A 26254-nucleotide genomic window follows, 5' to 3' on the forward strand; every position below is an offset into this window, starting at 1 on the left:
GATCGAAGCCGCCCCCTGCGAGTCGATAGTGTTTCATTCACCCCGCATCGCGAGTGCCACCGGCGGGCGGAGTTTTTGGATCTTGCTGGCTAATTCTGGCTTCCATCGCTGGGCGGTGTTGAACGCGTCGTGGTGTGGAAGAAACGCAGGATGTCCGGGAGGGCGGCGATGGGGGTGGTTCGGTGGTCCGCCTCGCCGAGGATGGTCAGTTGGGGGTTGGCGCCGTGGGTGTGGAGGGTGTCGCGGCAGTGTTCGGAGTTGGTGATCGGGACTTCTTGGTCGGCCGGGGAAGCGTAGATGCGGATCGGGGCGGGTGGGTGCCACGAGCAGGTGGAGTCGCCGGTGCGCAGGGCGTCGGCCAGGGGGCCGGTGGGGTGGCGTAGGCGTTCGGCGAATCGTGGGGTGAGCAGGTCATGCGGGGCGGGCAACTGCCGCACGATTTCCTGGTCGTCGTGGGTGCCGTCGAATAGCGGCTCCACGTGTGGGGTGGCGAAGGCTTCGGCGGGTGTGTCGTACAGGTGGTGCAGGCGGTTCCAGGCGACGGTGAAGTAGGCCAAGTAGAAGGCGGCGGCATGGGGTTCGAGTCGACCGTCGAGCGCGGCGGGTAGTTGCGTGCCGAGCAGGTCGAACGGGCCGCTCACCGGGGCGAGTGCGCCCAGCCGGAAATCGGGGTCCGCGCCCTCGGCGAGCGCCCGGCCGAGGGCCATGGACGTCCGCCCGCCCTGCGAGAAGCCGGTGACCAGCACGTCCGGCCGGGTAGTACGACCAAGCGACGCCAGCGCGGTGCGGGCGGCGCGCAGCATGTCCACCGATGCGGTGGTTTCAGAGGTGACGTCCAGGTACGGATGCGGCCCCGCGCCGTACCCCAGGCCGAGGAAATCCGGTGCGACGGCCGCGTATCCGGCGCCCGCGAAGAACATCGCGATCGCGCGATCGATCCGGTCGTCCGACACGGTCGCCGCGCCGTCCTTGAGAGAATTGGTTCCGTGCTGGTAGCTGACCACCTGGAGAACCCGGTTGTCGTTGTGCGGCACCACGAGGAGCCCACTCGCCGTGGTCGCTGCGCCGTCCGGGCCCACCGTGCGGTAGATCAGGCGATACGCGTGCACACCCTGGTCCGGGGACGGGGTGGTCAAGCCCCGATCGGTGAGGTAGGCGGCGAGGGTCTTCTTCCCCAGGGTGGCGACGGCCTCGATCGCGACCAGCGCGCCTCGGCCGGGGGCGGTGTGCTCGACGGTGGGCGGTGACTCGGCGGCGATCGTCGCGGGGGCGGCGACCGCGGTGAACACCAAACCCGCGCAGACGGTCGCGAGGGCGGAACGGACGAACTTCGTTGTCATACAAGAAAAACTAGGAATCTGCCGGGCCGGTGCCCATCCGGCGCGCACCCGTGCTCGAGGTGGTGAAAACTCCCCACCCGGTTTTTGTCGGTCCCCCTCGCTACCGTCTTTTCCAGACCGCCCGACCGGCGGCCATCAGCAGGAAACGTTGTCCTTCGACTGGCGGGGATCGCGTGACGCGCAACCGTAGCGTTCGTGGTGCCCGATGACGATGTCCAGCGCCCGCAGCGGGGAAAGCGGGCGGCCGTCGGCCGTGTAGCGGCCCTCGGTGAGTTCGGTGAGGAGGTGGGAATTGGTACGTACGTCGGCGTGCAGCGCGCGATAGAACGCGGCCGACTGGCTGGCGGCCTGGTAGAAGCGGCGGACCAGGGAGTCGCACACCGGTACGAGCAGGGGGCGCAGCCGGTGCAGCACCTTCGACACGGTCACGGGTGTCCACTGTGGAACCTGCTCGGTGAGCGCGTTCGCCTCGCGGATCAGGGGAAACGGCGGCTCCTCGATCGTTTCGAGATCGGCGAAGGCGGGTGCGTCCGGGGTGGTCTCGTCCAGTACGCGTTGCATCGCGGCGAGCAGCGCGGTGCTGGCGTCGTGGGTCCGGCGGAACAGCGGAATCACGTGGTCGTGGCGCAGGCGCAGGCTGAGCAGGTTCGCGGCGAAACAGTCCAGCGGGGTGAGCCGGCCGGACGAACCGTAGAGCTGGTCGTAGGTGGTGAACGCGAAGTGGGAGTTCGGGTCCGTGTACGCGTCGAGGTGCGCGGGCGCGCAATCCCGGAGCTCGGCGATGCTGCGCATGTCACCTCCTCGGTGCGCCACTCCAGCGACAGCGACGCAGTGCCTGTCGCTGGGTGCTCCGGGGCCGTTACGGTTTCTCGTGTATCGGCCGAAGGTCGAGGTGTTCGTCCAGTTACGGCGGAGTAGCAGGAGGTGAGCTCGGCTGGCAGCCGAACCCGACGTGGTCGTCGTCGGCTCGGGACCGAACGGGCTGGCCGCGGCCGTGCTCATGGCTCGCGCGGGACTGGCGGTGGAGCTGCGTGAGGCGGCCGCGGAGATCGGCGGCGGTCTGCGATCGGTGCCGTTGTTCGACTCCGAGGTCGTCCACGACATCTGCTCGGCCGTGCATCCGCTGGCGGTCGCGGGACGGTTCTTCCGCGAGTTCGACCTGGGCGCGCGTGGGGTGGAGCTGCGGCAGCCGGAGATCGCCTACGCCCATCCGCTCGACCACGGTCGTGCCGGGCTGGCGTACCGGAGTCTCGCGCGGACCTGCGCTCGGCTGGGCGCGGACGGGGCGAACTGGCGGCGGCTGATGGCACCGCTGGTCGAGCGCAGCCGCGGCCTGGTGGACCTGCTGTTCTCCGACCAGCGCCGGATACCCGGCGATCTGCTCGCGCCGTTGCTGCTGCCCGCGCGGATCCTCGCGCACGGCACCCCGCTGGCCCGGCGCGCGTTCGGCGGGGCCGAGGCGGCCGCGCTGCTCGCCGGGGTCGCCGGGCACTCGTTCGCCCGGTTGCCGAGCCTGCCCGGTGGGGCGGTCGCGCTCCTGCTCGGCCACCTCGCGCACGCGACGGGCTGGCCGGTGCCGGTCGGCGGGAGCCGGAGCATCGCCGCGGCGCTCGCCGACGACTTCCTCGCGCACGGCGGGGTGGTGCGCACGGGGAGCCCGGTGACGGATCTCCGCGAGCTCGCCCGGGTCCGTGCGGTGCTGCTCGACCTCGCGCCACGTGGGTTGCTGGAACTCGCCGGGCCGTTGCTGCCGGGCGGGTACCGGCGGCGGCTCGAGGCGTACCGGTACGGACCGGGGGCGGCGAAGGTCGACTTCCTGGTGTCCGAGCCGATTCCGTGGGCCGCGCCGGAGGTCGGCGAGGCGGGGACCGTCCACGTGTGCGGGGACCAGGCCGAGGTGTTCGCCGCGGAAAGCGCGGTGGCTTCGGGCAGGCGCGCGGACCGGCCGTTCGTGCTGGTCGCCGACCCGATGGTGGTCGACCCGTCCCGCGGGCGGCCGGGTAAGCGGCCGGTCTGGGCCTACTGCCACGTGCCGAACGGCGACGAGCGTGACCCGACCGAGGCGATCCGCCGGCAGATCGAGCGGTTCGCGCCGGGCTTCTCCGACACGGTGCTGGCGAGCCGTGCGATCACCGCGGCCGAGTTCGCCGCCTACAACGCGAACTACGTGGGCGGTGACATCGCGGCCGGGGCGATCACCGTCCGGCAACTGCTCGCCCGGCCGACCCCGCGGTGGGATCCGTACCGGACCGCGCTCGGCGGGGTGTACCTGTGCTCCGCCGCCACCCCGCCGGGTCCGGGAGTGCACGGTATGAGCGGGTACTTCGCGGCGCGCAGTGCGTTGCGCCGGGAGTTCGGCATCCGCACGACGCCCGGTCTCGCGCCCTGAACCGGTCACGACGAAAGCGGGTTGCGTGAAGACGATCGCGGGTAAAGAGTGCACCTGGAACCTGGGGGAAGTGCCTCCGTTCACCGCGCCGGGCGGGAGGTCGCCTGATGTCCCGGCGGGCACCGGATGAGCCGCGAGCACCGAACCGCAACCTGCACAGAGGACAAACGATGCGGATAGCACGCGCGCTGGCGGTGGTCGCACTCGCCGGCGTCTCCTTCGCGTCCACCGTGACGGCGGCGCAGGCCGCCCCGGCGGACGACCCGGCCCGGCAGATCGTCGTCCGGGACGGCAAGACCCAGCCGGTCTACGACTACACCAAGGCCGTGCGCGAGCAGGTCTTCGTGGAAACCCCGGTGGACAGCGACCGGGACGGCAAGCACGACAAGCTCGCGGTCTACGTGACCCGGCCGAAGGAAACCGAAGGTTCGCTCAAGGTCGCCACGATCGTCGAGCCGAGCCCGTACTTCCGGGGCACCCTGGACGTGCCGTACCACCCGGCCGAGGTCACCGACTACCCGCGGACCGCGCCGTGGTCGCCGCCGACCGGGCCGCAGCCGGGGCAGAACTACGGCCGGATGTACTACGACAACTACTTCGTCTCGCGCGGGTACGCGGTGCTCGCCGCGGACACCCTGGGCACCGGCGACTCGGAAGGGTGCCCGAGCGCGATCGGCAACGACGAGAAGACCGGCATGAAGACGGTCGTCGAATGGCTGACCGGCAAGGCCAAGGCGTTCACCGCCGACGGCAAGGAGGTCAAGGCGAGCTGGTCGACCGGGAACGTGGCGATGGCGGGCAAGAGCTACAACGGCACGCTTCCGGTCGCGGTCGCCAGCACCGGGGTCGAAGGACTCAAGACGATCGTGTCGATCTCCGGGATCGCCAGCTGGTACAGCTACTACCGGGCGAACGGCGCGGTCGTGTCGCCGGGCGGGTATGTCGGCGAGGACGCTGATCTGCACGCCAAAGTGGTGCTGACCAGGAAGAACCCGCAGGTCTGCGACAAACCGATCCGCGAGATGGAAACCGCGATGGACCGGGTCAGCGGTGACTACAACGCGTTCTGGGACGAGCGGAACTTCGCGAAGGACCTGGGCAAGTTCAAGGGCAGCGTGTTCCAGGTGGCCGGGATCAACGACTGGAACGTGAAGCCGAAGAACTTCACCGACCTGTGGTCGGCGCTGGGCCAGCACCACATCCCGCGCAAGCTGTGGCTGCACCAGGCGGCGCACGACGACCCGCTGTACGTCGCGGAGCAGGCCTGGCTCGACTCGGTGCACCAGTGGTTCGACCACTGGCTCTACAACATCGACAACGGCGTGATGCGGCAGCCGAAGGTGCACTTCGAAACCGAACCCGGCAAGTGGACCGACTACCGGAACTGGCCGGAACCGGGCACGCACAACGTGACCCTGCGGTTCGGCGCCGGGCGTTCGCCGAGCCAGCCGGGTGTGCTGACCCCGTTCTGGGCGCCGGGATTCGGGCAGCGCCAGGACTTCACCGACGACCCGGGCCGCACGGCCGATTCGCTGGTCGCCGGGATGGACAAGGCCGATCCGAACCGGCTGCTCTACGTCTCCGATCCACTGCCCCGGGACGTCCGGATCTCGGGCGCACCGGAGATCAGCGTGCAGGCTTCGGTCGACGGCAAGTCGCCGTACCTGAGCGCGCTGCTGGTCGACTACGGCAAGGACAACCGGATCACCGGGTTCGGCCCGGCCAAGGACCAGTGGTGCTTCGGGGACAGCGTCGAAGGCAACTCGGGCTGCCGGCCCAAGTACCAGTACAGCACCGCGCAGACCGACTACCAGGTGGTCAGCCGGGGCTGGGTGGACGTGCGGAACCGGCATTCGCAGGAGGTCACCGAGCCGATCAAGCCCGGCCAGACCTACTCGTTCCGCTGGAACCTGGAGCCGCGGCAGTACCAGCTCAAGGCGGGCCACCGCCTGGGCGTCGTGCTGCTGGTGACCGACCAGGACTACACCCTGCGCTACCCGGCCGGCACCAAGATCTCCACGGTGCTGGGGCTCAGCGACATCAAGATTCCGTTCGCGGGCTGATCCAGGTAGAACGGGAAGTGTGACCGGGCACATGTCGCCGGAGGAATTCCGGCAGTACGGCAGGCGAGTGGTCGACTGGATCGCCGACTACCTGAGTTCGATCGAGTCGCACCCGGTGCGCTCGCAGGTCCGTCCCGGCGAGGTGCGCGTGGCACTGCCCGCGCACCCGCCGGAGCACGGCGAGCCCTACGAACGGGTGCTCGGCGACCTCGACCGGACGATCCTGCCCGGGGTCACGCACTGGCAGCACCCCAGCTTCTTCGCCTACTTCCCGGCGAACGCGTCCGGCCCGGGCATCCTCGGCGACCTGCTCTCGTCCGGGCTGGGCGTGCAGGGCATGGTGTGGGCGACCAGCCCGGCGTGCACCGAACTGGAAACCGTCGTGGTGGACTGGCTCGCCGAACTGCTGGGCCTGCCGAAGCACTTTCGCACCGATTCCCGCGGCGGCGGGGTCATCCAGGACTCGGCGTCGAGCGCGAGCCTGGTCGCCGTGCTGGCCGCGCTGCACCGGGCCAGTGGCGGGAAGGCGGGCACCGACGGGATCAGCGGCCGCTACCCGATCTACGTCTCGTCGCAGACCCATTCCGCGCTGGAGAAGGCGGGCCGGATCGCCGGGATCGGCGCGAAGAACGTGCGCGTGGTGGACGTCGATCCGGCGACCCTGACGATGGATCCGGAGCACCTGCGCGCGCTGATCGCCGAGGACGTGGCGGCGGGCGCGGTGCCGACCCTGGTCTGCGCCACGATCGGCACCACGTCGACCACCGCGATCGATCCGATCACCGAGATCGGCCGGGTGTGCCGCGAACACGGTGTCTGGCTGCACGTGGACGCCGCGTACGCGGGGGTCTCGGCGATCTGCCCGGAACTGCGCTGGATCCACGACGGCGTGGCCGAGTACGCCGATTCCTACGCCACGAACCCGCACAAGTGGCTGCTCACCAACTTCGACTGCACGGTGTTGTGGCTGGCCGACCGCGCGCCGATGATCGAGGCGCTCTCGATCCTGCCCGAGTTCCTGCGCAATTCGGCGACCGACACCGGTGAGGTGATCGACTACCGGGACTGGCAGGTGTCCCTGGGCCGCCGGTTCCGCGCGCTGAAGCTGTGGTCGGTGATCCGCTGGTACGGCGCCGAAGGGCTGCGCGAGCACATCCGCACCGGCGTCGCCCTGGCCGACGAGTTCGCGGCGCTGGTCGCCGCCGATCCGGATTTCGTCCTGTTCGAACCGCACCACTTCGGCCTGGTCTGCTTCCGTCCGAAGTGGACCGGATTGTCCGAAGAGGACGCGAACGCGGCGACCCTGGCGCTGATGGAACGGCTCAACGACTCCGGTGCGCTGTACCTGAGCCACACCAAGGTGAACGGCCGCGTCCTGCTCCGGATGGCGATCGGCGCCCCGGCCACCGAACGCCGCCACGTCCTCGAGGCCTGGCACCGGATCCGCGCCGAACTGCCCTGACCCCCGCGGTCCAGGGCAGTTCGGACGATCGTGCCAGCAAGCGGGCCAAGCGTCCTGACTTGTGGGACGCGTGTCCTAGCTCGCCGGGTGCAGCTGGGCCGCGGGGATGATCTGCTGCGGGGTGTTCGGGCTGGACCACAGCAGCTTCATCGAGGCTTCGCCGCCGCGTTCGGTCTGCTCGAGCTTGATCGCGTACCGCTGCCCGGCGGTCAGCGAGACCTTCCCCTGGTGCACCGCCGGCCCGTGCGGCACGGTGTTGTCCACCACGAGCTTTCCGTTGACCCACAAGCGAACCGTGTCATCGGAGACGGTCGTGAACGTGTACTCGCCGCTGTCCCGGGGCACTACGTTCCCGGTCCACCGCGAAGAGAACGCCTCGGCCGGGATCGCGGGATCCGGTGAGCCGGTGAACTTCCAGTTGTAGTTGACTCCGGGATCGGTGCGGGTCACCGTCGGCTCGCCGGAGAAGTCCGCGTTCGGCCAGAACTGCGCGGTCAGCCCGGTGCCGTTGCCCGGGGCGGTGACCGGCGGTGTCTTGATCTTCAGTTCGATCACCGTGGCGATCGGGTTGACCGGCTTGCCGGTCGGTGTAACGCGAAGAGTCCCGGCACCCTGCTCGACGCGGACCCGCTGGCCGCTGCCGAGCACCCGGGCCGACTGGACGGAGAACGGCGCGAGGGTCTTCAGCTCCAGCGAGCCACCGGCGGTGGGCCACTGGTAGACCGAGGCGTAGAGCCGGTCGCCCTTGCGGCTCACCACGCCCCAGCCCGGTTCGGCGACCACGCCGGGAGTCCCCGCGCCGTACACCGCGTTGCCCTGACCGTGGGCGCGCAGCCAGTCGCCCATCTGCCGCAACCGGTCCACCGATTCCCGCGGCACCCGCCCGAGCTTGTCCGGGCCGACGTTGAGCAGGTAGTTGCCGCTGCGGCTGGCGATGGACACCAGGTTGCGGGTCAGCTCCGTCGAGGACTTCCAGTCGTGGTCCCAGGCGGCGTAACCCCAGCTGCCGTTCAGCGTCATGCACGATTCCCACAGCTGGCCCGCCACCGGCTGGTCCGGGATCTCCTGCTCGGGCGTCCCGGTGTCGCCGTCCACCACGCGCCGCTTGCCCACCCGGTTGTTGAGCACGATGTTCGGGTCGAGGCTCCGGACGTACGCCTCGAGCTCCTCACCGTCGCGCTCGGTCCACGGGTTGTTCGGCCGGTCCGTGCTCCACTCGCCGTCGAACCACAGCACCGCGGGGTGGTAGTTGTCGACGAGTTCCTTCAGCTGCGCGTACATCCGTTTCTTGTAGCGGGGAAACGTCGCCGGATCGGGGAAATCGGGGTCGTGCCAGTCCCAGATCGAGTAGTAGAAGCCGAGCCGCACGCCCTGCTCGGCGGTCGCTTTCTTCAGCTCGGCCAGGATGTCGCGGTTCTTGTCGAACGACGAGTGGTCGCGCAGGTTCCACTGGTTGACCTTCGTCGGCCACATCGCGTAGCCCTCGTGGTGCTTGCTGGTGATCACCACGTACTTCTGCCCGGCCGCCTTCGCGGTGCGCGCGATCGCGTTCGCGTCGAATCCGGACGGGTTGAACCCGGCGGCGAGTTTCTCGTACTCCTCCCGCGGAATCTGGCACTGCCGCTGGATCCACTCCGCGTTGCGGCAGGTGGTCCCGTCCGCGCGCCGGTACTCGCCCTGCAACTGCGAGTAGGCGCCGAAGTGGATGAACATCCCGAACCGGTCGTCGCGCCACCACCGGGTGCGGGCGGCGGTGAACGGATCGTCGGTGGCGTAGTTCGTGCCGGGCCCGGACGGCAGCGGCGCCGCCCGCGCGACGGCGGGCAGGCCGCCGGTCAGGATCGCGGCGGCCGCCAGGGACAGCACAGCTCGGATGAATGGGCGGCGGGTCATGGCGCCTCCTCGCTGAGGGGTCGACAAGCTCGACGGGAGGCGACGGTAAGGGACACAGAGATCCGATGTAAACCGTCTCAGGTCGGTTTCTGGCTAACTTGCACCCGGATGGACGCTCGATACATCGGATCTCTCGCCCTCGAGAAAGACGTCCAGGGTGACCGAAAGCGCGGCGTCCGGATCCGGGGCAGCGGTGGACAACCCGCCCCACAGCCACAGCTCGGCCAGCCCGTGCAACGCTGCCCACAGCGATCCGGTGAGCAGGCGGGTTTCGGTTCCGGCCCGCCAGCCTTCGGCCTGCACGGCCGCGACCAGCTCGCCGAACAGGTCGAACACCGCGCTGTTCGCGGCGGCCAGCTCCGGTTCGTGCGCGTCGACCAGGTCGTGCCGGAACATCAGCTCGAACATCGCCGGGTCGCCGAGCGCGAAGTCGAGGTAGGCCCGGCAGGCCGCTCGCAGCCGGTCCCGCGGCGCGCCGGGCGGCAACTCCCGGCCGCGCCGCCGCAGCTCGCGGAACCCGGTGGTGGCGACCGCGGACAGCAGTTCGGCGCGCCCGGTGAAGTGCCGCAGCGGGGCGCCGTGCGAAACGCCCGCGGCCCGCGCGATCCGGCGCAGTTTGACCGCCTCGATCCCCTCCTCGGCGAGGAGGGTGACCGCGGTCGAGATCAGGCGTTCTCGGGCGCCGGGACTCGAGTCCATGCGTCCACTTCGTCGGCGAGCACCGGCAGCAGCTCGGGGCGTTTCGGGAACATGCCGTCCCCCGGGGAGCGGCCGACGATCCGGTTGCGGATCCGGCTCACCGCGACCGGCAGAACCTCCTGCCACACCCAGGTGGCGTGCGCGCGCAGGCCCGGCCGCGCGGGCGCGCCCGGCAGCGGCTCCAGCCAGGCGGGCTCGTACGGCAGGTCCAGGCGGCGCAGCAGATGCGCGGCGAGGCGCCGGTGGCCGTGCTCGCCGAGGTGCAGCCGGTCCGGGCCGAAGTACCGCAGATCCCGGGCCGCCTCGTCGTCCCACAGGTCCACCACCAGCGCGCCGTAAGTGCGCGCGGCGGCGTGGATCGCCGCGTTCAGCGCTTCGATCCGCGGGCGCATCCGCAGCGCGACCGGCATCCGCCCGGACAGGTCGCTGAGCGTGAACACGACGACCCGCGCGCCGAGTTCGCTGCACCCGCGCACCGCCTCGTCGACCCGCCCGGCCACCACCTCGGGGTCGAAACCCCGGGTCATCACGTCGTTCCCGCCGCCGAACAGGGCGATCAGATCCGGCCGCAGTTCGGCCGCGGTCGGTAGCTGCTCGACGACGATCTGGTCCAGCCGCCGCCCGCGCACGCCGAGGTTCGCGTAGCGGAAACCGGGCTGGTCCGCGGCCATCCGGGCGGCCACCAGATCGGCCCAGCCGCGGTAGTGCAGGCCGTTCGGATGGAGGTCGTCCAGGCCCTCCGTGCAACTGTCGCCCAGCGCGACGAACCGTTGGTAGCTCATTCAGATCTCCGACACCCCGAGTTCACCTGGTAGACACTGTCTACCAAATCGAGTAGACGGTGTCTACCAGGTGAACACCAGGTGTCCAGGCGGGCTCGATGGGTGAGCACCACCTGCTGGTGTCCTACTCGGACCAGGTCCTCGGATTTTTCTGATACCGGGGGCGCCGAGCAGCGGCGGCAGGAAGGGAGATTCGCTCCCGGAAATCATGAGCGAGGGACCTTTACTATCGGATAACCGTAGTAAAGCTCCCTTCCTGCCGCGGGCTCCCGGGTCGTGAGCGGCTAGGCCGGTTAGAACCGCTGCGGTTCCTGGTCCGGTCCCGGCTGCTCACCGAGTGGGGACTGTCCGAATTGGACGGCCGAGCAGCGCGATGAGCCGTTCGCCGGGGCGGGCGTCCTCGGGCACCTCCACCGGGTACGCGAAGGCGCCGCCCGGTCCGCGCACCGGGGCCGCGTCCGGGTAGCGCTCGGCGAAGGCGAGCGCGGGCAGCGCGAGGTCGTCCTCGGGCAGGTAGTCCAGGCCGAGCGCCTGGCCCAGATCCCAGCCGTGCACGAGCACGTCGACGAAATGCACACCGGCCGTCACCGATCCGGGGAACGTGCCGAACTCGCCGAGAACGATCCGCCGCTCCAGCGCGCCTTCCCCGGCGAAGTCTTCGAGATACCGCGCGGCACTTTCGGCGTAGGCCCCGGCCAGTGCGTGGTCGGGGCGCTCCACCGGCGACGGCGGTGTCCGGCCCGCCGCTTGCGCGCCGAAGTTCTCGTTGTTCCCGATCAGGTGCGCGACCACGTCCCGCACCGCCCAGCCGGAGCACGGCGTCGGGCGGCCCCAGTCCGCCGCGCCGAGTCCTTCGATGATCCGTCCGGTCGCGGCGATCGCCCGCCGGTCCACTTCGCTGAAGTCCATGGCGAAGAATGTATACGAACGGTCGTGCTATTTTCTAGTCATGGACGAGCTTGAGATCGAAGGTGTCTTCGTCGGTAAGCCGAGCCTGCTGGGCGAACAGCGCGGGATGCCGGTGCGCAGCGCGATCACCAAACACCGGGTCACCGCCCGCCAGTTGGCACTGGACGAGCTGAACCTCGCGGGAGACGACCAGGCCGACCGGACCGTGCACGGTGGCGTGGACAAGGCGGTATACGTCTACCCCGCCGAGCACTACGACGGCTGGGTGGCGGATTCGTTCGCGCTGGAACCGGGTTCGGTCGGGGAGAACGTGTCCGTGCGCGGCGCGGACGAGCGGACCGTGCGCCTCGGGGACGTGTGGGAATGGGGCGACGCCCTGGTCGAGGTGTGCCAGCCGCGCACGCCGTGCTTCAAGTTCGCGCTGAAGGCCGGCCGCAAGGACGCCATCCCGGCGATGATCGACTCCGGGCGCAGCGGCTGGTACCTGCGCGTGCTGCGGCCGGGCACCGTGCCGACCTCGGGCCGGATGCGCCTGGTGGAGCGGGATCCCGCGAGCCCTACGCTAGCCGAGGTGTACCTGGTCTACTTCGCCAATCCCGGCGCGCTCGGCGATCGGCTGCCCGCGTACCGGGCGCTCGGGGAACGGATCGTCGCCGCGCCCGCGCTCGCCGCGCAGTTCCGCGCCGGGATCCTGCGCAAACTGATGAGACTGGACGGTGGTCATGCCGCCTGACGGGAGGCTCGTCCGCGGCGACGCGACGCGGCGCGTGGTGCTGCGGCGGGCGGTGGACATCGCGTCCGTGGAGGGCCTGGACGGGCTGTCGATCGGGCGCCTGGCCACCGAGCTGGAACTCAGCAAGAGCGGGGTGTTCGCGCACTTCGGCTCGAAGGAGTCCCTGCAGCTCGCCTCGATCCAGGCGGCGAGCGAGATCTTCACCGAGCAGGTCGTCACCCCGGCGCTGGCCGCGCCGCCGGGGCTGGCGCGGCTGTGGAAGCTGTGCGAAACCTGGCTGGAGTACTCGGAGCGGCGGATCTTCCCGGGCGGCTGCTTCTTCTTCAACACCGCCGCGGAGTTCGACGCGCGGTCCGGGCCGGTGCACGACGCGATCGCGGAGTACACCCGGAAATGGCAGGACCTGCTCACCCGGCTGGTCGCGGAAGCGGCTCAGCTGGGCCACCTCGCATCGGGGGTCGAGGCGGCCCAGCTGGCCTTCGAAATCGATGCCCTGGCCCGCACGGCGAACGCGCATTCGGTGCTGCACGGGGGAAACGAGCCGTACCGCCGCGCGCGCCGGGGCATCCTCGGCCGTCTCCGGGCGGAAGCCGTCGAACCGGATCTCCTGCCCCCGGCCGGAAAGGAGCGCCGCGGGTGACCTGGGGTGCGCACGCCGGTGGTCACCCGCGACTCCCCCTGCCTACTTCCAGTCCACCTGCGGTGAACGGTAGAAGTTGATGCCCTGGTGGACCCACCGCGGCGCCTGCTTGGCCAGGCGGTCCCGGTAGTTCTCCCAGTTGTGCGTGGCCTGCGGCGACCAGCCCAGTTCGGCGATGCCGGTCAGGCGCGGGAACGCCATGAACTCGACGTCGTCGAGCGTGCGCAGGGTCTCCGACCACAGCGGGGCTTCCACGCCGAGGATCGAGGACTCGCCGACGCCCTTCAGCGCGGTGGCGGGGTTCCACTCGTAGGCGTCCTTGACCTCGATGTACCCGGCCCATTTCAGGCCCAGCTTGGTGTTCTCGTCGTACTTCATGTCGAGATACGACTTGTTCGCCGGGGACAGCAGGACCTTGTTCCCGCGCGCGGCCGCGGCGGCCGTGGCCGCGTCCTCACCGTCGGTGTCCCAGAACTGCGGGACGGCGGTGGTCGGCGGGTTGACCTTGGCGATCTCGTGCCAGCCCTGCAGCTTCTTGCCGTACTTGGCCACCATCGGGATCACCCGGGCCTCGAACTTCGCGTAGTCCTCGGGCGTGGTCGCGTGCGCCTCGTCCCCGCCGATGTGCAGGTACGGCCCGGGGGTCATGGCCGCGAGTTCGCGGATGACGTCCTCGACGAACTTGTAGGTGATCTCGCTGCCGATGCACAGCGAGCTGTAGCCCACCTCGATGTCGGTGCGCGGCGGCGGGGCCTTCCCGTCGCAGTTCAGCTCGGCGTAGGTGGACTGCGCCGCGTTGGTGTGCCCCGGCATGTCGATCTCCGGCACGATCGTGACGTGCCGCGAGGCCGCGTAGGCGTTCAGCTCGGCGTAGTCGGCCTTGCTCAGGTAGCCGCCGCCGACGCCGTCGACCCCGGTGCCCGGGCCGCCGCCGACCGGCGCGAGCTTCGGCCAGCTGTCGATCTGGATCCGCCAGCCCTGGTCGTCGGCCAGGTGCAGGTGCAGATAGTTGATCTTGTACTGGGCGATCTCGTCGACGTACGCCTTGACCTCGTCCAGCGTGTGGAAGTGCCGGGCCAGGTCGAGCATCGCGCTGCGGTAGGCGAACCGCGGGTAGTCCACGATGCTGCCGCCGGCGACCGTCCACTTGCGCCACTTCTGCTGCCCGCCCTCGATGTCGGCGGGGAAGAGCTGGCGCAGCGTCTGCACGCCGGAGAACAGCCCGTCGCCGGTGTTGGCGCGGATCGTCACGCCGCTCCGGTTCACGTCGAGCTGGTAGCCCTGGTCGCCGACCCGGTCGGTCCGGCCGATGACCAGCGAGATCGCCGACGGGCCGCCGTAGTGCGAGGCGACGACCGGCAGCCGGTAGCCGGTGGACTTGCGCAGCAGCGCGGCGAGGTATTCACCGGTCTGCCTGGCTTTCTGGGAACCGGGCTGGACCCGGATTACGGTTCCCGGGCTGAGCCGGAAGTCCCGGTTCGCATTGGGTTTCGCTTCGACCGGCGCGGGGATCACGTCGGTGAGCCTGGAACCTTGGGCGGTCTGGCCCGCGGCCGTGTCCGGCTCGGCGAGTGCCGGTGTACCCAGCACCGACAGCCCGAGCACGGCGGCCCCGAGGAGACCGACCAGGGATAAGCGCTTCCTCACGGAGCACCTCCGATGGGGGACTAAGGAGTCCGTAAAGGTATAGACCAATATGTCGTGACTTACAACACCCGATCGGCGTAGTAGCCCAATATTTCGGCACGCTGCGTTGCCAACCATTACCCGTTTATGGCTGGGGTATGTTCCGTACCGGCGTAATGGAATTCGTCGCGAGTGGACGGGCCGGTGCGGGAATGTTTCACTGAGTCACCGTGAGCAGGATTCCCTGGCCGGTCCCGGAACCCGAGCTGCCCGAAGGCGTGCACCCCGCCCTCGCGGCCGCGGCCCGGGCGGTGTCGGCCGCTTACGCCGCCGCGCGCCGCGACCACACGCGTGCCGAGCTGGCGGAAACCGTGGCGGACGGCGCCGACGGCACCCCCACCATGCGCGTCGACCGGCTCGTCGAGGACGCGATCACCGAGGCCGTCGAGCAGTTCGGGGTCAACATCCTCAGCGAGGAATTGGGTTTCCTCGACCGCGGTTCGGCCGAAACCCTGGTCGTCGACCCGATGGACGGTTCGGCGAACGCGGCCGCCGGGGTGCCGCTCTGCGCGTTCGGCGGCGTGCTGGTCGCCGACGAGGAAGCCCGCGAGGCGCTGACCACCTGGCTGGACACCGGCCGCGCCTGGCACGCGGTCGCGGGAACGCTCACGACGTACCGGACCTCCGGCCGGGACGCGCTCACCGGCGCGTCGATCAGCCTGCTGCGCCCGAAGCCCCGGAGCGCCGAGACCTGGTCCCGGATCGCCGATCGCGCGGGACGCGTCAAGATCCTGTCCACCTCGGTGCTGGAATCCGCGCTGGTGGCCGAGGGCGCGATCGACGCCTTCTGTGATCCGGGTTCGGACACGCACCGGATCATGGACCTGGCGACCGCGATGGTCACCGTCCCGGCGGCAGGGGGGCGGGTGCTGGACGCGCACGGCCGCCCGCTCACCTTCGACCCGGACCTGACCCGCCGCTACTCCGGCGTGGTGGCCGCGACCCCAGCGCTGGCCGAGGAACTGGCCGCCCTCATCTCGGAGTCGTGAGCCGGTTACGACTCCACTGAGCGCAGGAAGTACCGCCAGGCGGTGACCGGGAGGACGAGCGCGCCACCCTCGGGCCGCTTGGAATCCCGCACGGCGACCGCGGGCTCGACGAACGCCACCTCGACGCAGTTGCTCTGATCCGAGTCGGTGTTGGTCCAGGTGCTCTTGCGCCACACTGCGGCGGACAGATCGGCGCCTGCTGCTGGCATCGCCGCTCCCTTCAGGGCATCACATTTCGGCGATCACCTCCTCTACCGGCTGGATCGACTCCTCCGGCGTCAAGGCCATCGCGCACAAGTGTTCGAAGACCAGCCTAGTCTTTCTCACCCGATCGGGTCTGTCGATGCGCAACGCACCGCCTTGGTACTCCACATACTGCACATCGGGCTCGTCCGGTTCCGGGAAGCTCAGCACGGTGAACCCGCCGACCATGGAGGCATGCGCGCCGATGCGTATCGGAAGGACCTGGAGAGTCACAGTCGGCAGGTTGGCCATCGCGACGAGCCGCCGCATCTGGTCCCGCATCACCTCACGGCCGCCAACCACCCGCCGCAGAGCCGATTCATCGATCACCGCGTGGAGTAGCAGTGGCTTCTCGTTGTCGGAAAGCCGTTCCTGGCGAATGCGTCGCACGGTGACCACATCGTCTACGCGAGTGTTGCTTCCGGTGATGTTTGTCGCGCTGAAGTGAGCCCGGGTGTACTCCCCGGTTTGCAGCAGTCCGGGAATGCTGAGCGGCTCGAACGTGGAAACGCGGATAGCTGCCGTCTCGTCTTCGACGTAGCTGGGTTCGTTGCTGGGGCCGAGGTAGGTGTACCACCATCCTTTCTTCTTCGCCGCCCGGGAGAGGTCGAGCAGGCTGTCGTCGCGCTCGTCGTAGATGTCCATCATGGTGCGGATCAGGTGTACATCCGCCAGGGTCTCGCCGACCTCGATGCGGTGCAGGCTGGAGCCGGTCTTGTCGAGTTTGGCGGCGGCTTCTTCCAGGGTCATGTTGGCGCGCTGGCGCATTTCGCGGAGCTTGCGCCCCAGGCGGCGCTTCTGCCGATTGGGATTGCTCTTTCCGGACAACGCAGGGGCCTCTCTGTGCTGGGATGCCCCATTGTCGCAGTCGGCCCCGACAGAATCGGAATTTCCACCGAAACCCGAAAGTGCTGCCACTTTCGGGTTTCGGTGAGCGCGTTGGTTAGCCGCGGAGGATGGTGCGGAGGGCGTCCAGGACGCCGGGGTCTTCGATGGTCGAGGGGACCGGTTCGTCGCGGCCGTCGGCGATGCCGCGCATGGTCTTGCGCAGGATCTTGCCCGAGCGGGTCTTCGGCAGTGCGTCCACAACGGACACATCGCGGAACGCGGCGACCGGGCCGATGTCCCGGCGCACGGCGGCGACCAGCTCCTCGCGCAGCCGCTCCTCGGGAATGTCCACTCCGGACTTGAGCACCACGAATCCCCGCGGCAGCTGGCCCTTCAGCTGGTCCCGCACGCCGATCACCGCGCATTCGGCGACCGCGGGATGCGCGGCGAGGACCGCCTCCATCGAACCGGTGGACAGCCGGTGCCCGGCCACGTTGATCACGTCGTCGGTGCGGCCCATGACGAACAGGTAGCCGTCCTCGTCGAGGTAACCCGAATCGCCGGTGAGGTAGTAACCCTCGTACCGGGACAGATACGCCTCGATGAACCGCGCGTCGTCGCCCCACAGCGTGGGCAGCGAACCGGGCGGCAGCGGCAGCTTGATCGCGATCGCGCCTTCCTGCCCGGCGGGCAGCGGATCGCCGGACTGGTCGAGGATCTCGACGTTCCAGCCGGGCACGGGTTTGGTGGCCGAACCCGGTTTGACCGGCATCGGTTCCAGGCCGCGCGGATTCGCCGCGATCGGCCAGCCGGTCTCGGTCTGCCACCAGTGGTCGATCACCGGAGTGCCGAGGACCTTCGACGCCCAGTGGTAGGTCTCCGGGTCGAGGCGCTCGCCCGCCAGGAACAGCGTGCGGAACTTCGACAGGTCGTACTTCGCCAGTTCGGCGGCATCCGGATCGACCTTCTTGATCGCGCGCAGCGCGGTGGGCGCGGTGAACAACGCCTGCACGCCGTGGTCGGAGATCACCCGCCAGAACGCCCCGGCGTCCGGGGTGCCGACCGGTTTTCCTTCGTACAGCACGGTTGTCGCGCCGATCAGCAGAGGCGCGTAGACGATGTAGGAATGCCCGACGACCCAGCCGACGTCGGACGCGGTCCACCACACGTCACCGGGCTGGATGTCGTAGACCGCGCCCATCGACCAGGCCAGCGCGACCGCGTGCCCGCCGGTGTCGCGCACGACGCCCTTCGGTTTCCCGGTGGTGCCGGAGGTGTAGAGGATGTAGAGCGGATCGGTGGCCGCCACCGGGACCGGATCGGCCGGGGTCGCGCCGGGCACCAGATCGGCCCAGTCGATGTCCCGCGCGGAGAGTTCGGCGCGAGCGGCTTCGCGTTGCAGGACAACGACTTTGTCCGGCTGGTGCGTGGTGGCGGCCAGGGCCTCGTCGATGATCGGCTTGTACTCCACGATCCGGGTCGGCTCGATCCCGCACGACGCGGCGACGATGACCTTCGGCTTGGCGTCCTCGATCCGCGCCGCCAGCTCCTTCGGCGCGAAACCGCCGAACACCACCGAATGCACCGCGCCGATCCGGGCGCAGCCGAGCATCGCGATGGCCGCCTCGGGCACCATCGGCAGGTAGATGATCACCCGGTCGCCCTTGCCGACGCCCAGCGAACGCAGTGCGCCCGCGAACCGGGCCACCTCGTCGCGCAGTTCGGCGTAGCTGTATCTGGTGACCGTGCCGGTGACCGGGGAATCCCAGATGAGCGCGGTCTGCTCGCCCCTGCCCTGTGCGACGTGTCGATCAAGGGCGTTGTACGAGGTGTTCAGCTCACCGTCGGGGAACCACCGGTAGAGCGGCGCGTTCGCGGAATCCAGTGCGCGCGCAGGCGGGCGGGACCAGTCGATCGCCGCCGCGGCCGCCAGCCAGAACCCGTCCGAATCGTCCAAACTGCGCTGATAAGTGTCGGCGTAGGCACCCATCGGGCGACCATAACCGAAGATCGCCCACAGGCAACTCTCTACTCAGGTGAAGATCTGGCCGATGCTCTCGCTCGTCTTCGCGACGACCTCGCTCACCTGCGACACCTCGGTCAGCAGCCCCTTGACCTTCGCCCACCGGCTGCGCACGACCGCCGGTTCGACCTCCTCGGCACGCGCCGGATCGCCCAGATTCCGGGCGTCCTGGACGAGATCGGCGAGGTTGTCCTCGAGGACCTCCCTGCCCGCCGGTTCCCGATCGGCGACTTCCGCTCGCAGCCGTTCCAGCAGCTCGATCAGCTCGGCCAGGGCCTGCTCGCGGCCTTCCGGGGCCGCGTAGTAGGTGCCGCCGCTGATCGCGCCGCTGCTGGTGCCGCCGGTGATGATCGGGGCGTTGCTGACCCCGTGGATGTTGACCTGGTGGCGAGGCTCCTTGCTCACTTCTTCCCTCCGGAGGCGGGTTTGGCCTGGCCGACGGTGCCGCCGCTGATCGGGCCGCTGCTCGTGCCGCCGAGGATGATCGGGGCGTTGCTGGTGCCGTTGATGTTGACGTCGTTGTTGACGACCATCAGCGCGCGCTGTTCGAACTGGGCCGCCGAGTATCCGGCGTCCCGCATGATCTGGCTGATCGCGGGCACCAGGCGGCTTTCCATGATCTTGTCGTAGCGGTCGACGTCGACGACCTGGAAGTAGTTGCGGTACTCGGCCGCCGCGGCCATTTCCCGCAGCGTGCTCAGGGATCCGTAGCGATCCGGGTCGATCACGCCGCGTTCCCGGGTCAGCGGGCGCAGCCAGGACAGCACACCGAGGATCCGGGCCGGGACGGTCGCGGGCAGTTTGAGCCAGTCCAGCACGCCCTGCCCGACCGGGCGCAGCGAATCCGGCGGGAGCTTGTCGATCGCCTGGTACGCGGGCCGGATCGGCGGCAGCACGCACGGCGTCCATTCGAGGTACAGCGTGCTCTCGTCGACCGCGGCGTGCAGGTACATCGCCATCACCAGGTCCCGGTTCCAGGTCTCGACCTGGAAGCACAGGTAGTACCGCGACCATTCCCGGGGCTGCTTGCGCAGCTCGGTCACCTCGGCCTCGGGGAGGGCGCCGTTCGGCGGCCGGTCCAGATCCGGGAGGTAGTGCACGGTGGCCGGTTCACCGAGATGGCCGATGAGTTCCTTGGCCGAGGCGTACACCGCGTCGATGATCCGCATCCCGCGCAGTCGCCGGTCCGGGGACAGCGAGGTGCTCGACTGCAGGACCGCCATTTCCGCCCGGACGCGTTCGTAGAGCGATTCGGTGGTCAGCTCGTCGAACGGCGAACCGTCGGGTTTCGTTTCCTCGTCCAGTTTCTCCAGCGGCAGCACCATCGACCACGCCTGCCGGAACCGGCCCGCGCCGACGAACGGGTCGTACCCGCGGTGCACGACCAGCGGCGCGCCGCCCGGTGGCACTTCCTGTGCGGTGTCCAGGTGGCGGGTGAGCTGGCGCAGGAAACGCGACGGGCTCAGGTTGAGCAGCGGCCGGTCCGAGTTGAGGAACCGCAGCGGCGGCCGGGTGCGCGCCCCGCGGCCGAAGTGCACGGTCAGCAGGCGCCAGACGACGAGCCGATCGGCGAGCAGGATGCCCAGCGTCAGCAGCAGGATCACCCAGGCCAGCACCGACCACACGGTTTCGTCCGGCGGGCTTTCCACCAGCACGGCCTCGTCCCGGTACCGCGAGCGGGAGCCGCTCGAGGAGCTCGACTCCAGTTCGTTCCACAGCCGGGTGAGCAGGCCGGAGAAGACGAGCAGCAGGACCAGCAACCCCGCGCCCAGGGCGAAAGCCTTGCCCGAGACCGGTTTCGGCGCGCCGCGCTTGCCCAGCGCGGCGGGCACCGACAGCAGCAGCGCCAGCCCGATCCAGCCGTAGAGCAGGACGTCGTTCCACGCGACGTAGACGAACAGCGCCATCAGCACCAGCAGGGCGGCGTCCCGGACCTTGCGCCGGACTCGGGAGGCGACGGCCTCGCCGAGCACGGCGGCCGCGTCCAGGCCCGGCGACGGCGGCACCGGGCGGGTGGGTTCGACCAGGAACTCCCGGATCGCGTTGTCCGCGAACACCGGGTCGAGGTGCGCGGCGGCGCACAGGTACCGCGTGGTGTCGTCCTGCTGTGTCCACTGTGGACTGTTCTGGTCCGGATCGGCCTGGGTCATCTCGCTCCCTGTCGGCGTCACGGTCGTGCGTTCTCGATCATGGTGCTGTGCAGCGGCTGGGTGGCGGACCAGGATTCGACCGGGGCGGCGGCGTAGACGAAGTACTCGATCCCGCCGGTCCGCCAGTACACCGAGCGGACGTGGCGGCGGCCCTCCGGCGCGTCCCACTCGAACTCCCAGACCACGGCTTCGTGGCCGCGCAGGGTCGCCTCGCGCAGTTCCTGGAGTGCGTAGCCGGACCGCTGCGCGACCTGTCGTTCGTATTCGACGTGGCTGTCCAGGATGGATTTCCCGTCCACCGGCCCGCCGCCGAACTTGAACACCCGCCGGGAGTCGGCGGGATCCGTGGCCTGGACGGTGTTCGGGCCGCCCGTGTTCTCCAGGTCCCAGCCGATGGGGACCACCGTCGTCAGGTTTCCCGGGCCGGACGCCCGGCGAAAGCCGTCCGGCACGGCGGGCGCGCTGGTGCTGCGCGTCGGATACCGGCTCCTGGTCGGCTTCGAGGTCTCGGACCGCGTCGCCACGATCGTTTCCTCTACCGGAAGACCGGGCAGGGCGGCAGGATCGTCGTTGTCCGGTTCCGCGCGGACCACCAGCAGCGTGACGCCGACCGCCGCGCACAGGACGAGGTTGGCGGCGGCCACCGCCAACGCGACCGTTCGGGAGGAAGGCTGCGTCGCGGGATCTGGCATGGGACCCCCTGGTCGGATCTCGCGAACGCAAGATGCAGAGTGCATGTTCGCGGGCGCATGACAGTAACATGAATCACCCCCATATCCGCCCGTTTCGGAGGTTTCGGATGAGCAACGCGATGCCGTCCCCGGTCGACGCGCTCGAGCGGGAGGTGGCCGACCATCCGGAGGACGCCGAACTGCGGCTGCGGCTGGGGCTCGCGCTGGAGACCATGGCCGAACAGGCGCGCAGCCTCACCCGCGAACGGGTGCGCGTGATCACCACCCGGCGGCAGCTGGAAATCTGCGAATACGCGGCGAACCGGATCCTCGAACTTGATCTGGACGACGAGCGGCTCACCGCGTCCGCGCGGGCGCTGCGCGATCAGGTGCGCGCGGGCCGGAGCTGGGTGTGGGTGCGGCGGCCGCTCGCCCTGACGCTGGCCGTGGTAATCGGTTGCCTGGGCATGCTCGCGGTGGTGCTCGGCGCGCTTTTCGAAAGCATTCCGATCGTGGTGGCGGCCGGGGTGCTGGGCAGCGCGGCGCTGGCCGCGATCGTGCTGCGTTACCGGCGGGAGAGCTGGCGGCTGGTCGCCGAGCGCGCGTTGCCGGTGGTCTGGCAGCCCGGCGCCTGAACGTATAGCGGATGGGGCAGGGGCAACGAATCGCCGCCACCTGCGTCCACGAGGCATGCGGCCGACATACTGTGTCGGTAGCACACGCACGGCGATCGAACGAGGGGAGCGGGGAGTGGACACGTTCGCGAGCTCGCTGCTGTCGTTCGCGCACCAGCTTTTCGGGCCGGGGATCTGCCCGGGTGACTGGGTGTGGGCGACCAGCACGGCGGGGGCGCTGGTCGCGCTGTTCCCGGTGCTCGGCGCGGTCGTCGTCGCGCTCATCCGCAAGGGCACCGGCAACCGGTACGACACCACGATCACCGCGGCCATCGGGATCGTCGGGACGGTCGCGGTGCTGGTGATCCCGTGGCTGCTGCTCAACGGCATCTCGAGCACCTACCGCGCCGCGCGGTCCGAGCCCAAGAGCTCCGGGCTCTCCTCGGCGGAGCTGGCCACGTTCGACAACGACTACTGCTCCTTCATCGGGAACCAGAAGCAGTACCTGGGCGGTGGCCGGAACATCTACGAGTCGTTGTTCTACCCGCACAACGACAAACTCGAATACGGCTACTACCTGATCGCGCTGATCGCGTTGCCCGCACTCGCGCTGCTGTTCGTGAAACTGCAGGCGAACGCGGCGATGCGCCGCGGTCCGAAGTGGCCGACCCGGTTCTTCTGGATCCCGTTCGTGCTGCTGGTGGTGCTCTCCGGCGGCGTCGAGGCGAACGCGGCCGTGCACCTGTGGCTGGGCTTCGTGCCGATCAGCGTGCTCGGCATCATCCCGGTGGCGCTGGTCGGGCCGCCCGCGTGGTCGACGATCAACCGGTCCGAGCGGCCGCCGGAGAAACCGCAGCCCGAGCCGTACCGGCCGCCGCCACCGCCGCCCCAGGAACCGAAGCAGTACCCGCCGACCGCGATGGCGCAGGAGCCGCAACTGGCCGCGGCGCCCGGTCCGGTGCCGGTGCCGCCCGGGTCCAGCGCGGCGGGCAGCAGCCGGTACCGGCGGATCCGGCAACTCGGCCACGGGGGTTTCGGCACGGTCTGGCAGGCCGTGGACAACCAGCTGGGCCGGACGGTCGCGCTGAAGATCGCGCACGCCCCGGACCGGGACACCGAGCAGCGCATGGAACGCGAGGCCCGGGCGCTGGCGGTGGTGAACCATCCGAACTGCGTGCGGGTGTACGACCTGGTCGAGGAACCGGACGGGCTCGCGCTGGTGATGGAGTACCTGGAGGGCCAGTCGCTGTCCGCGGTGGTGGACGGGAACGGGCCGCTGGACGACATCGCCGCGGGCCGGTTGTGGGCGACCATGGCGGGCGCGCTCGCCGCGGCGCACGACAAGGGCGTGCTGCACCGCGACGTGAAGCCGTCGAACGTGATCATCGACCCGGCCGGGCTGGCGCACCTGATCGACTTCGGGATCGCGCGCAGCCAGGGCGATTCGACGCTCACCGCGACCGGGATGATGGTCGGCACGCCCGACTTCGTCGCCCCGGAGACCGCCGCCGGAGCCCCGGCGAGCCCGGCCTCGGACGCGTGGCAGCTCGCCGCGACGGTGAGCTACGCCCTCGCCGGGCAGCCGCCGCGGGGCACCCGGGAAACCCCGATGGCCGCGTTGATGGCGGCCGCGCGGGCGGAACCGGTGTCGAAGCTGCCCCAGCGGACCGTGCACCACCGGTTGCTGATCGCCTCCCTGGACTCCGAACCGCGCCGCCGGCCGACCCTCACCGCGGTCCGGCGCGAGGTCGAAGGCTGGCTGGCGCGGGCGGGGAAGTCGCCGGACGGCCCGGTCACCCGGATCATCACGCCGCAGCACACGTCCCAGCGCCGCCCGTTGCGGTAGGAACTCGATTGCGGGGTCCGGGGCGTGATCATTAGGGTCCCGGCATGTCATTGCGTGCTCGAATGCGTGCGGCCTTACCGGAGGCGATGCGCGCCCGCGACCGGGTCGCCGTCAAAGCCCTGCGCACCGCCCTCGCCGCGCTGGACAACGCCGAAGCGGTGCCCATGCCGGAATCGCGAGGCGGGGCGATCGAGCATTCGCCGGTCGGCGTCGGCGCCGCGGAGGTGGCGCGGCGCGAACTCAGCGAGACCAGCATCGCGGAGATCGTGCGAGCCGAGGCCACCGAACGGCTGGAAACCGCGGCGACCCTGACCGGGACGGCGCACGCGGAACGGGCCGAACAGCTGCGCGCGGAAGCCGCCGTGCTGCTGCGCCTCCTCGACGAACCCCCGGCCTGACGGGGGTGGGTCGTGAGCGTTTGGACCGGTTCTAACCGGTCAAAACGCTCACGACCCCACGTCACTGGCGGCTTCGCCGCAAGGTGACCCCGCCGCCCCGGGCCGCCGTCGCCGCGGCAGGAAGGGACCTTCGCTATCGCTCAACCGGAGCGAGGGAGATTTACTACGGTTAAACGTGAGTAAAGGTCCCTTGCTGCAAGTTTGGCCGCCGGTCAGCACCACGGCGAGCAGGACAACAAAGACCATCGCGACATAGCGGACCCCGGGCCGGAGCCGTTCGAATCGGACAGTGCTCGGTTACCGCCAGGACGGCAGCCAGAGTTCGGACTGCCACTGCTCGTTGGTGATCGAGTCCCCGTTGAGGATCGGCCACAGCCAGGCGAAGTTCGCCACCACGAGCCCGGTGTACAGCGCGACGGCCAGCAGGCCGGTGCCTCTTCGCTCGAAGCCGCGTTTGGCGCGGCCGAGGATCTGCCCCAGCGCCAACGTCAGCCCGAGCACCAGGAACGGCGCCAGCGGGGTGGCGTAGAAGAAGTACATCTGCCGGTCGAGGTTGAGGAACCACGGCGCCAGTCCGGCCAGGTAGCCGACCAGCACGGCCGCGTAGCGCCAGTCCGCCCGGAAGATCCACCGCCAGATACCCCAGCCGAGCATCGGCAGCGCGAGCCACCACATCGCCGGGGTGCCGATCAGCATCGTCGCGCGCACGCAGTTCGAGCCGCCGCAGCCGGTCGCCGAACTGCCGGTCTCGATGTAGTAGAGCATCGGCCGCAGCCCCATCGGCCACGTCCACGGTTTCGACTCCCACGGATGCGGATCGTTCTTCGGCGTGAGCAGCGTTTCGTGGAAGTGCAGCACGTTCATCGAATAATCGCCCAGCGACCGCAGCGCGGGCGGGATCCACCCGAAGATCCCCGGGGCGATGTCCTTGATCTCGACGTAGTGCCGGTCGGTGCCCGTTTCGCTGGCGAACCAGGCCCACCAGCTGCCCAGGTAGGTCAGGAACGCGATCGCGACGAACGCCCACAGCGCCGGGGCGACATCGCGGACCAAGGTGCCCACCCACGGCCGCTCCACCCCGGCCGCCCGCCGCGCGGCGACGTCGAACGCCACGCACAGCAGGCCGAACGCGGCCATGTAGTAGAGCCCGGACCATTTGACCGCGAACGCGAGCCCGATCATCAGCCCGGCGGCGAACCGCCACCACCGGAAACCGAGCCGGGGCCCGAACGGCGATTCGTCGATCCAGCCTTCGGCCACCACGGTCGCGAGCCGGGCCCGCACCTGCTCCCGGTCGACCAGCAGGCACGCGAATCCGGCCAGGACGAACATCGCGATGAAGATGTCCAGCATCCCCATCCGGGACTGCACGTGCAGCACGCCGTCGCAGATGACCAGGATGCCCGCGATCCCGCCGAGCAGCGTGGACCGGGTGAGCCGCCGCGCGATCCGGATGGTCAGCAGGATGATCACCGTGCCGGCCAGCGCCGCGGTGAACCGCCAGCCCCAGCCGTTGTAGCCGAACAGCCACTCGCCGATCGCGATCAGCTGCTTGGCCAGTGGCGGGTGCACCACCAGCTCGTAGCCGTAGTTGTCCTCGTAACCGCCGTTGCGCAGCATCTGCCACGCCTGCGGGACGTAGTGCTTCTCGTCGAAGACCGGGGCGCCCTTGTCGGTGGGGAAGCCCAGGTTCTGCAACCGGATCACGCCGCCGATCGCCGTGAGCACCAGCGTGACCACCCAGCCGCGCAGCCGATCGGCCGGCATCGGCTTGCCCAGCAGGGTCGCCTCGCGGTCCGAAGGTGGTTGCGGTGACGCGGTCTGATCCGGGTCCGGGCGGGTCAGCGTTGCGGTCACGGGGTCTGATCCTAGGGCCCGGGAGGTGAATTCGTCGTC

23 protein-coding genes are annotated in these 26254 nt (G+C 69.8%); 9 read left to right on the forward strand and 14 right to left on the reverse strand.

The features are described from left to right. Positions 1-89: 89 nt before the first annotated feature. Positions 90-1340: an alpha/beta hydrolase family protein gene (locus tag FXO23_RS32175; protein WP_158889262.1), complete on the reverse strand. Its 1251-nt coding sequence runs from the start codon at positions 1338-1340 to the stop codon at positions 90-92. A gap of 135 nt (positions 1341-1475) precedes the next feature. Next, positions 1476-2132 carry a DUF6308 family protein gene (locus tag FXO23_RS32180; protein WP_158889263.1) on the reverse strand — a complete coding sequence of 219 codons (657 nt, stop codon included), beginning with the start codon at positions 2130-2132 and terminating at the stop codon, positions 1476-1478. 160 nt (positions 2133-2292) lie between these two features. Between FXO23_RS32180 and FXO23_RS32185 the strand changes: the two genes are divergently transcribed. The 3 genes from FXO23_RS32185 (at position 2293) to FXO23_RS32195 (ending at position 7254) form a co-directional block, all read left to right on the forward strand. Next, positions 2293-3729 (forward strand): phytoene desaturase family protein, encoded by a 1437-nt coding sequence (locus FXO23_RS32185; RefSeq protein WP_281356650.1) that lies wholly within the window; start codon positions 2293-2295, stop codon positions 3727-3729. A gap of 170 nt (positions 3730-3899) precedes the next feature. After that, entirely contained in the window at positions 3900-5792 is a 1893-nt protein-coding gene (locus tag FXO23_RS32190) for a Xaa-Pro dipeptidyl-peptidase (RefSeq protein ID WP_158889264.1), read from the forward strand. Positions 5793-5823: 31 nt separating this feature from the next. Further along, positions 5824-7254, forward strand: coding sequence for an aminotransferase class I/II-fold pyridoxal phosphate-dependent enzyme (locus tag FXO23_RS32195; protein WP_158889336.1), 1431 nt, complete (start codon positions 5824-5826; stop codon positions 7252-7254). A gap of 75 nt (positions 7255-7329) precedes the next feature. Here the strand turns inward: FXO23_RS32195 and FXO23_RS32200 are convergent, their stop codons facing one another. The 4 genes from FXO23_RS32200 to FXO23_RS32215 form a co-directional block, all read right to left on the reverse strand. After that, the gene (locus FXO23_RS32200) at positions 7330-9147 is read right to left on the reverse strand and encodes an alpha-L-fucosidase (RefSeq protein ID WP_158889265.1); all 1818 of its coding nucleotides are present in this window, start codon (positions 9145-9147) and stop codon (positions 7330-7332) included. Positions 9148-9240: 93 nt separating this feature from the next. Next, positions 9241-9846, reverse strand: a complete 606-nt coding sequence (locus FXO23_RS32205) for a TetR/AcrR family transcriptional regulator (protein ID WP_158889266.1) — start codon at positions 9844-9846, stop codon at positions 9241-9243. Further along, on the reverse strand, positions 9813-10628 hold the full coding sequence (locus tag FXO23_RS32210; RefSeq protein WP_158889267.1) for an SGNH/GDSL hydrolase family protein: 816 nt from the start codon (positions 10626-10628) through the stop codon (positions 9813-9815). The genes FXO23_RS32205 and FXO23_RS32210 overlap by 34 nt, the downstream gene beginning before the upstream one ends. A gap of 330 nt (positions 10629-10958) precedes the next feature. Then, positions 10959-11537, reverse strand: coding sequence for a TIGR03086 family metal-binding protein (locus tag FXO23_RS32215; protein ID WP_158889268.1), 579 nt, complete (start codon positions 11535-11537; stop codon positions 10959-10961). Positions 11538-11577: 40 nt separating this feature from the next. Here FXO23_RS32215 and FXO23_RS32220 point away from each other — a divergent pair, with 40 nt between their 5' ends. Beyond that, complete coding sequence (locus tag FXO23_RS32220; RefSeq protein ID WP_158889269.1) at positions 11578-12270, forward strand: MOSC domain-containing protein; 693 nt, start codon at positions 11578-11580, stop codon at positions 12268-12270. Then, positions 12260-12910 (forward strand): TetR/AcrR family transcriptional regulator, encoded by a 651-nt coding sequence (locus FXO23_RS32225; protein ID WP_158889270.1) that lies wholly within the window; start codon positions 12260-12262, stop codon positions 12908-12910. The genes FXO23_RS32220 and FXO23_RS32225 overlap by 11 nt, the downstream gene beginning before the upstream one ends. Before the next feature lie 42 nt (positions 12911-12952). On the opposite strand, the gene FXO23_RS32230 is transcribed toward FXO23_RS32225, so the two are convergent. Next, positions 12953-14557 (reverse strand): beta-N-acetylhexosaminidase, encoded by a 1605-nt coding sequence (locus tag FXO23_RS32230; protein WP_246258158.1) that lies wholly within the window; start codon positions 14555-14557, stop codon positions 12953-12955. Positions 14558-14766: 209 nt separating this feature from the next. Here FXO23_RS32230 and FXO23_RS32235 point away from each other — a divergent pair, with 209 nt between their 5' ends. Then, a complete protein-coding gene (locus FXO23_RS32235; protein ID WP_158889272.1) occupies positions 14767-15585 on the forward strand; it encodes an inositol monophosphatase family protein in 819 nt (272 codons plus the stop codon). Between the two features lie 5 nt (positions 15586-15590). On the opposite strand, the gene FXO23_RS32240 is transcribed toward FXO23_RS32235, so the two are convergent. The 6 genes from FXO23_RS32240 to FXO23_RS32265 all read right to left on the reverse strand — a co-directional run bounded on the left by FXO23_RS32240 (position 15591) and on the right by FXO23_RS32265 (position 21521). Next, the gene (locus tag FXO23_RS32240) at positions 15591-15794 is read right to left on the reverse strand and encodes a DUF397 domain-containing protein (RefSeq protein WP_158889273.1); all 204 of its coding nucleotides are present in this window, start codon (positions 15792-15794) and stop codon (positions 15591-15593) included. A 19-nt stretch (positions 15795-15813) separates the two neighbouring features. After that, positions 15814-16656, reverse strand: a complete 843-nt coding sequence (locus FXO23_RS32245) for a helix-turn-helix domain-containing protein (protein ID WP_158889274.1) — start codon at positions 16654-16656, stop codon at positions 15814-15816. Between the two features lie 115 nt (positions 16657-16771). Next, entirely contained in the window at positions 16772-18646 is a 1875-nt protein-coding gene (locus FXO23_RS32250) for a propionyl-CoA synthetase (protein ID WP_158889275.1), read from the reverse strand. Positions 18647-18688: 42 nt separating this feature from the next. Beyond that, positions 18689-19084: a hypothetical protein gene (locus FXO23_RS32255; RefSeq protein ID WP_158889276.1), complete on the reverse strand. Its 396-nt coding sequence runs from the start codon at positions 19082-19084 to the stop codon at positions 18689-18691. Then, entirely contained in the window at positions 19081-20829 is a 1749-nt protein-coding gene (locus FXO23_RS32260; protein ID WP_158889277.1) for a hypothetical protein, read from the reverse strand. Before FXO23_RS32260 ends, FXO23_RS32255 begins: the two co-directional genes overlap by 4 nt. A gap of 17 nt (positions 20830-20846) precedes the next feature. Next, positions 20847-21521 carry a hypothetical protein gene (locus tag FXO23_RS32265; RefSeq protein WP_158889278.1) on the reverse strand — a complete coding sequence of 225 codons (675 nt, stop codon included), beginning with the start codon at positions 21519-21521 and terminating at the stop codon, positions 20847-20849. Positions 21522-21628: 107 nt separating this feature from the next. Here FXO23_RS32265 and FXO23_RS32270 point away from each other — a divergent pair, with 107 nt between their 5' ends. From FXO23_RS32270 to FXO23_RS32280, 3 genes are all read left to right on the forward strand, one after another. Next, positions 21629-22135, forward strand: coding sequence for a hypothetical protein (locus FXO23_RS32270; protein ID WP_158889279.1), 507 nt, complete (start codon positions 21629-21631; stop codon positions 22133-22135). A 115-nt stretch (positions 22136-22250) separates the two neighbouring features. Beyond that, complete coding sequence (locus FXO23_RS32275; protein ID WP_158889280.1) at positions 22251-23960, forward strand: serine/threonine-protein kinase; 1710 nt, start codon at positions 22251-22253, stop codon at positions 23958-23960. A 44-nt stretch (positions 23961-24004) separates the two neighbouring features. Beyond that, complete coding sequence (locus FXO23_RS32280; RefSeq protein WP_246258159.1) at positions 24005-24358, forward strand: GatB/YqeY domain-containing protein; 354 nt, start codon at positions 24005-24007, stop codon at positions 24356-24358. Between the two features lie 297 nt (positions 24359-24655). Here FXO23_RS32280 and FXO23_RS32285 read toward each other — a convergent pair whose 3' ends face one another. Beyond that, the gene (locus tag FXO23_RS32285) at positions 24656-26215 is read right to left on the reverse strand and encodes a dolichyl-phosphate-mannose--protein mannosyltransferase (protein ID WP_158889281.1); all 1560 of its coding nucleotides are present in this window, start codon (positions 26213-26215) and stop codon (positions 24656-24658) included. Positions 26216-26254 lie beyond the last annotated feature (39 nt).

It is taken from the genome of Amycolatopsis anabasis, assembly GCF_009765355.1.
Taxonomy (GTDB): domain Bacteria; phylum Actinomycetota; class Actinomycetes; order Mycobacteriales; family Pseudonocardiaceae; genus Amycolatopsis; species Amycolatopsis anabasis.

What these genes read in the sequence shown, in the direction of transcription:
- FXO23_RS32175 (WP_158889262.1), bottom strand. Translation starts at nt 1,340, where the DNA reads ATGACAACGAAGTTCGTCCGTTCCGCCCTCGCGACCGTCTGCGCGGGT.
- FXO23_RS32180 (WP_158889263.1), bottom strand. Translation starts at nt 2,132, where the DNA reads ATGCGCAGCATCGCCGAGCTCCGGGATTGCGCGCCCGCGCACCTCGAC.
- FXO23_RS32190 (WP_158889264.1), top strand. Translation starts at nt 3,900, where the DNA reads ATGCGGATAGCACGCGCGCTGGCGGTGGTCGCACTCGCCGGCGTCTCC.
- FXO23_RS32195 (WP_158889336.1), top strand. Translation starts at nt 5,824, where the DNA reads ATGTCGCCGGAGGAATTCCGGCAGTACGGCAGGCGAGTGGTCGACTGG.
- FXO23_RS32200 (WP_158889265.1), bottom strand. Translation starts at nt 9,147, where the DNA reads ATGACCCGCCGCCCATTCATCCGAGCTGTGCTGTCCCTGGCGGCCGCC.
- FXO23_RS32205 (WP_158889266.1), bottom strand. Translation starts at nt 9,846, where the DNA reads ATGGACTCGAGTCCCGGCGCCCGAGAACGCCTGATCTCGACCGCGGTC.
- FXO23_RS32210 (WP_158889267.1), bottom strand. Translation starts at nt 10,628, where the DNA reads ATGAGCTACCAACGGTTCGTCGCGCTGGGCGACAGTTGCACGGAGGGC.
- FXO23_RS32215 (WP_158889268.1), bottom strand. Translation starts at nt 11,537, where the DNA reads ATGGACTTCAGCGAAGTGGACCGGCGGGCGATCGCCGCGACCGGACGG.
- FXO23_RS32220 (WP_158889269.1), top strand. Translation starts at nt 11,578, where the DNA reads ATGGACGAGCTTGAGATCGAAGGTGTCTTCGTCGGTAAGCCGAGCCTG.
- FXO23_RS32225 (WP_158889270.1), top strand. Translation starts at nt 12,260, where the DNA reads ATGCCGCCTGACGGGAGGCTCGTCCGCGGCGACGCGACGCGGCGCGTG.
- FXO23_RS32240 (WP_158889273.1), bottom strand. Translation starts at nt 15,794, where the DNA reads ATGCCAGCAGCAGGCGCCGATCTGTCCGCCGCAGTGTGGCGCAAGAGC.
- FXO23_RS32250 (WP_158889275.1), bottom strand. Translation starts at nt 18,646, where the DNA reads ATGGGTGCCTACGCCGACACTTATCAGCGCAGTTTGGACGATTCGGAC.
- FXO23_RS32260 (WP_158889277.1), bottom strand. Translation starts at nt 20,829, where the DNA reads ATGACCCAGGCCGATCCGGACCAGAACAGTCCACAGTGGACACAGCAG.
- FXO23_RS32265 (WP_158889278.1), bottom strand. Translation starts at nt 21,521, where the DNA reads ATGCCAGATCCCGCGACGCAGCCTTCCTCCCGAACGGTCGCGTTGGCG.
- FXO23_RS32270 (WP_158889279.1), top strand. Translation starts at nt 21,629, where the DNA reads ATGAGCAACGCGATGCCGTCCCCGGTCGACGCGCTCGAGCGGGAGGTG.
- FXO23_RS32280 (WP_246258159.1), top strand. Translation starts at nt 24,005, where the DNA reads ATGTCATTGCGTGCTCGAATGCGTGCGGCCTTACCGGAGGCGATGCGC.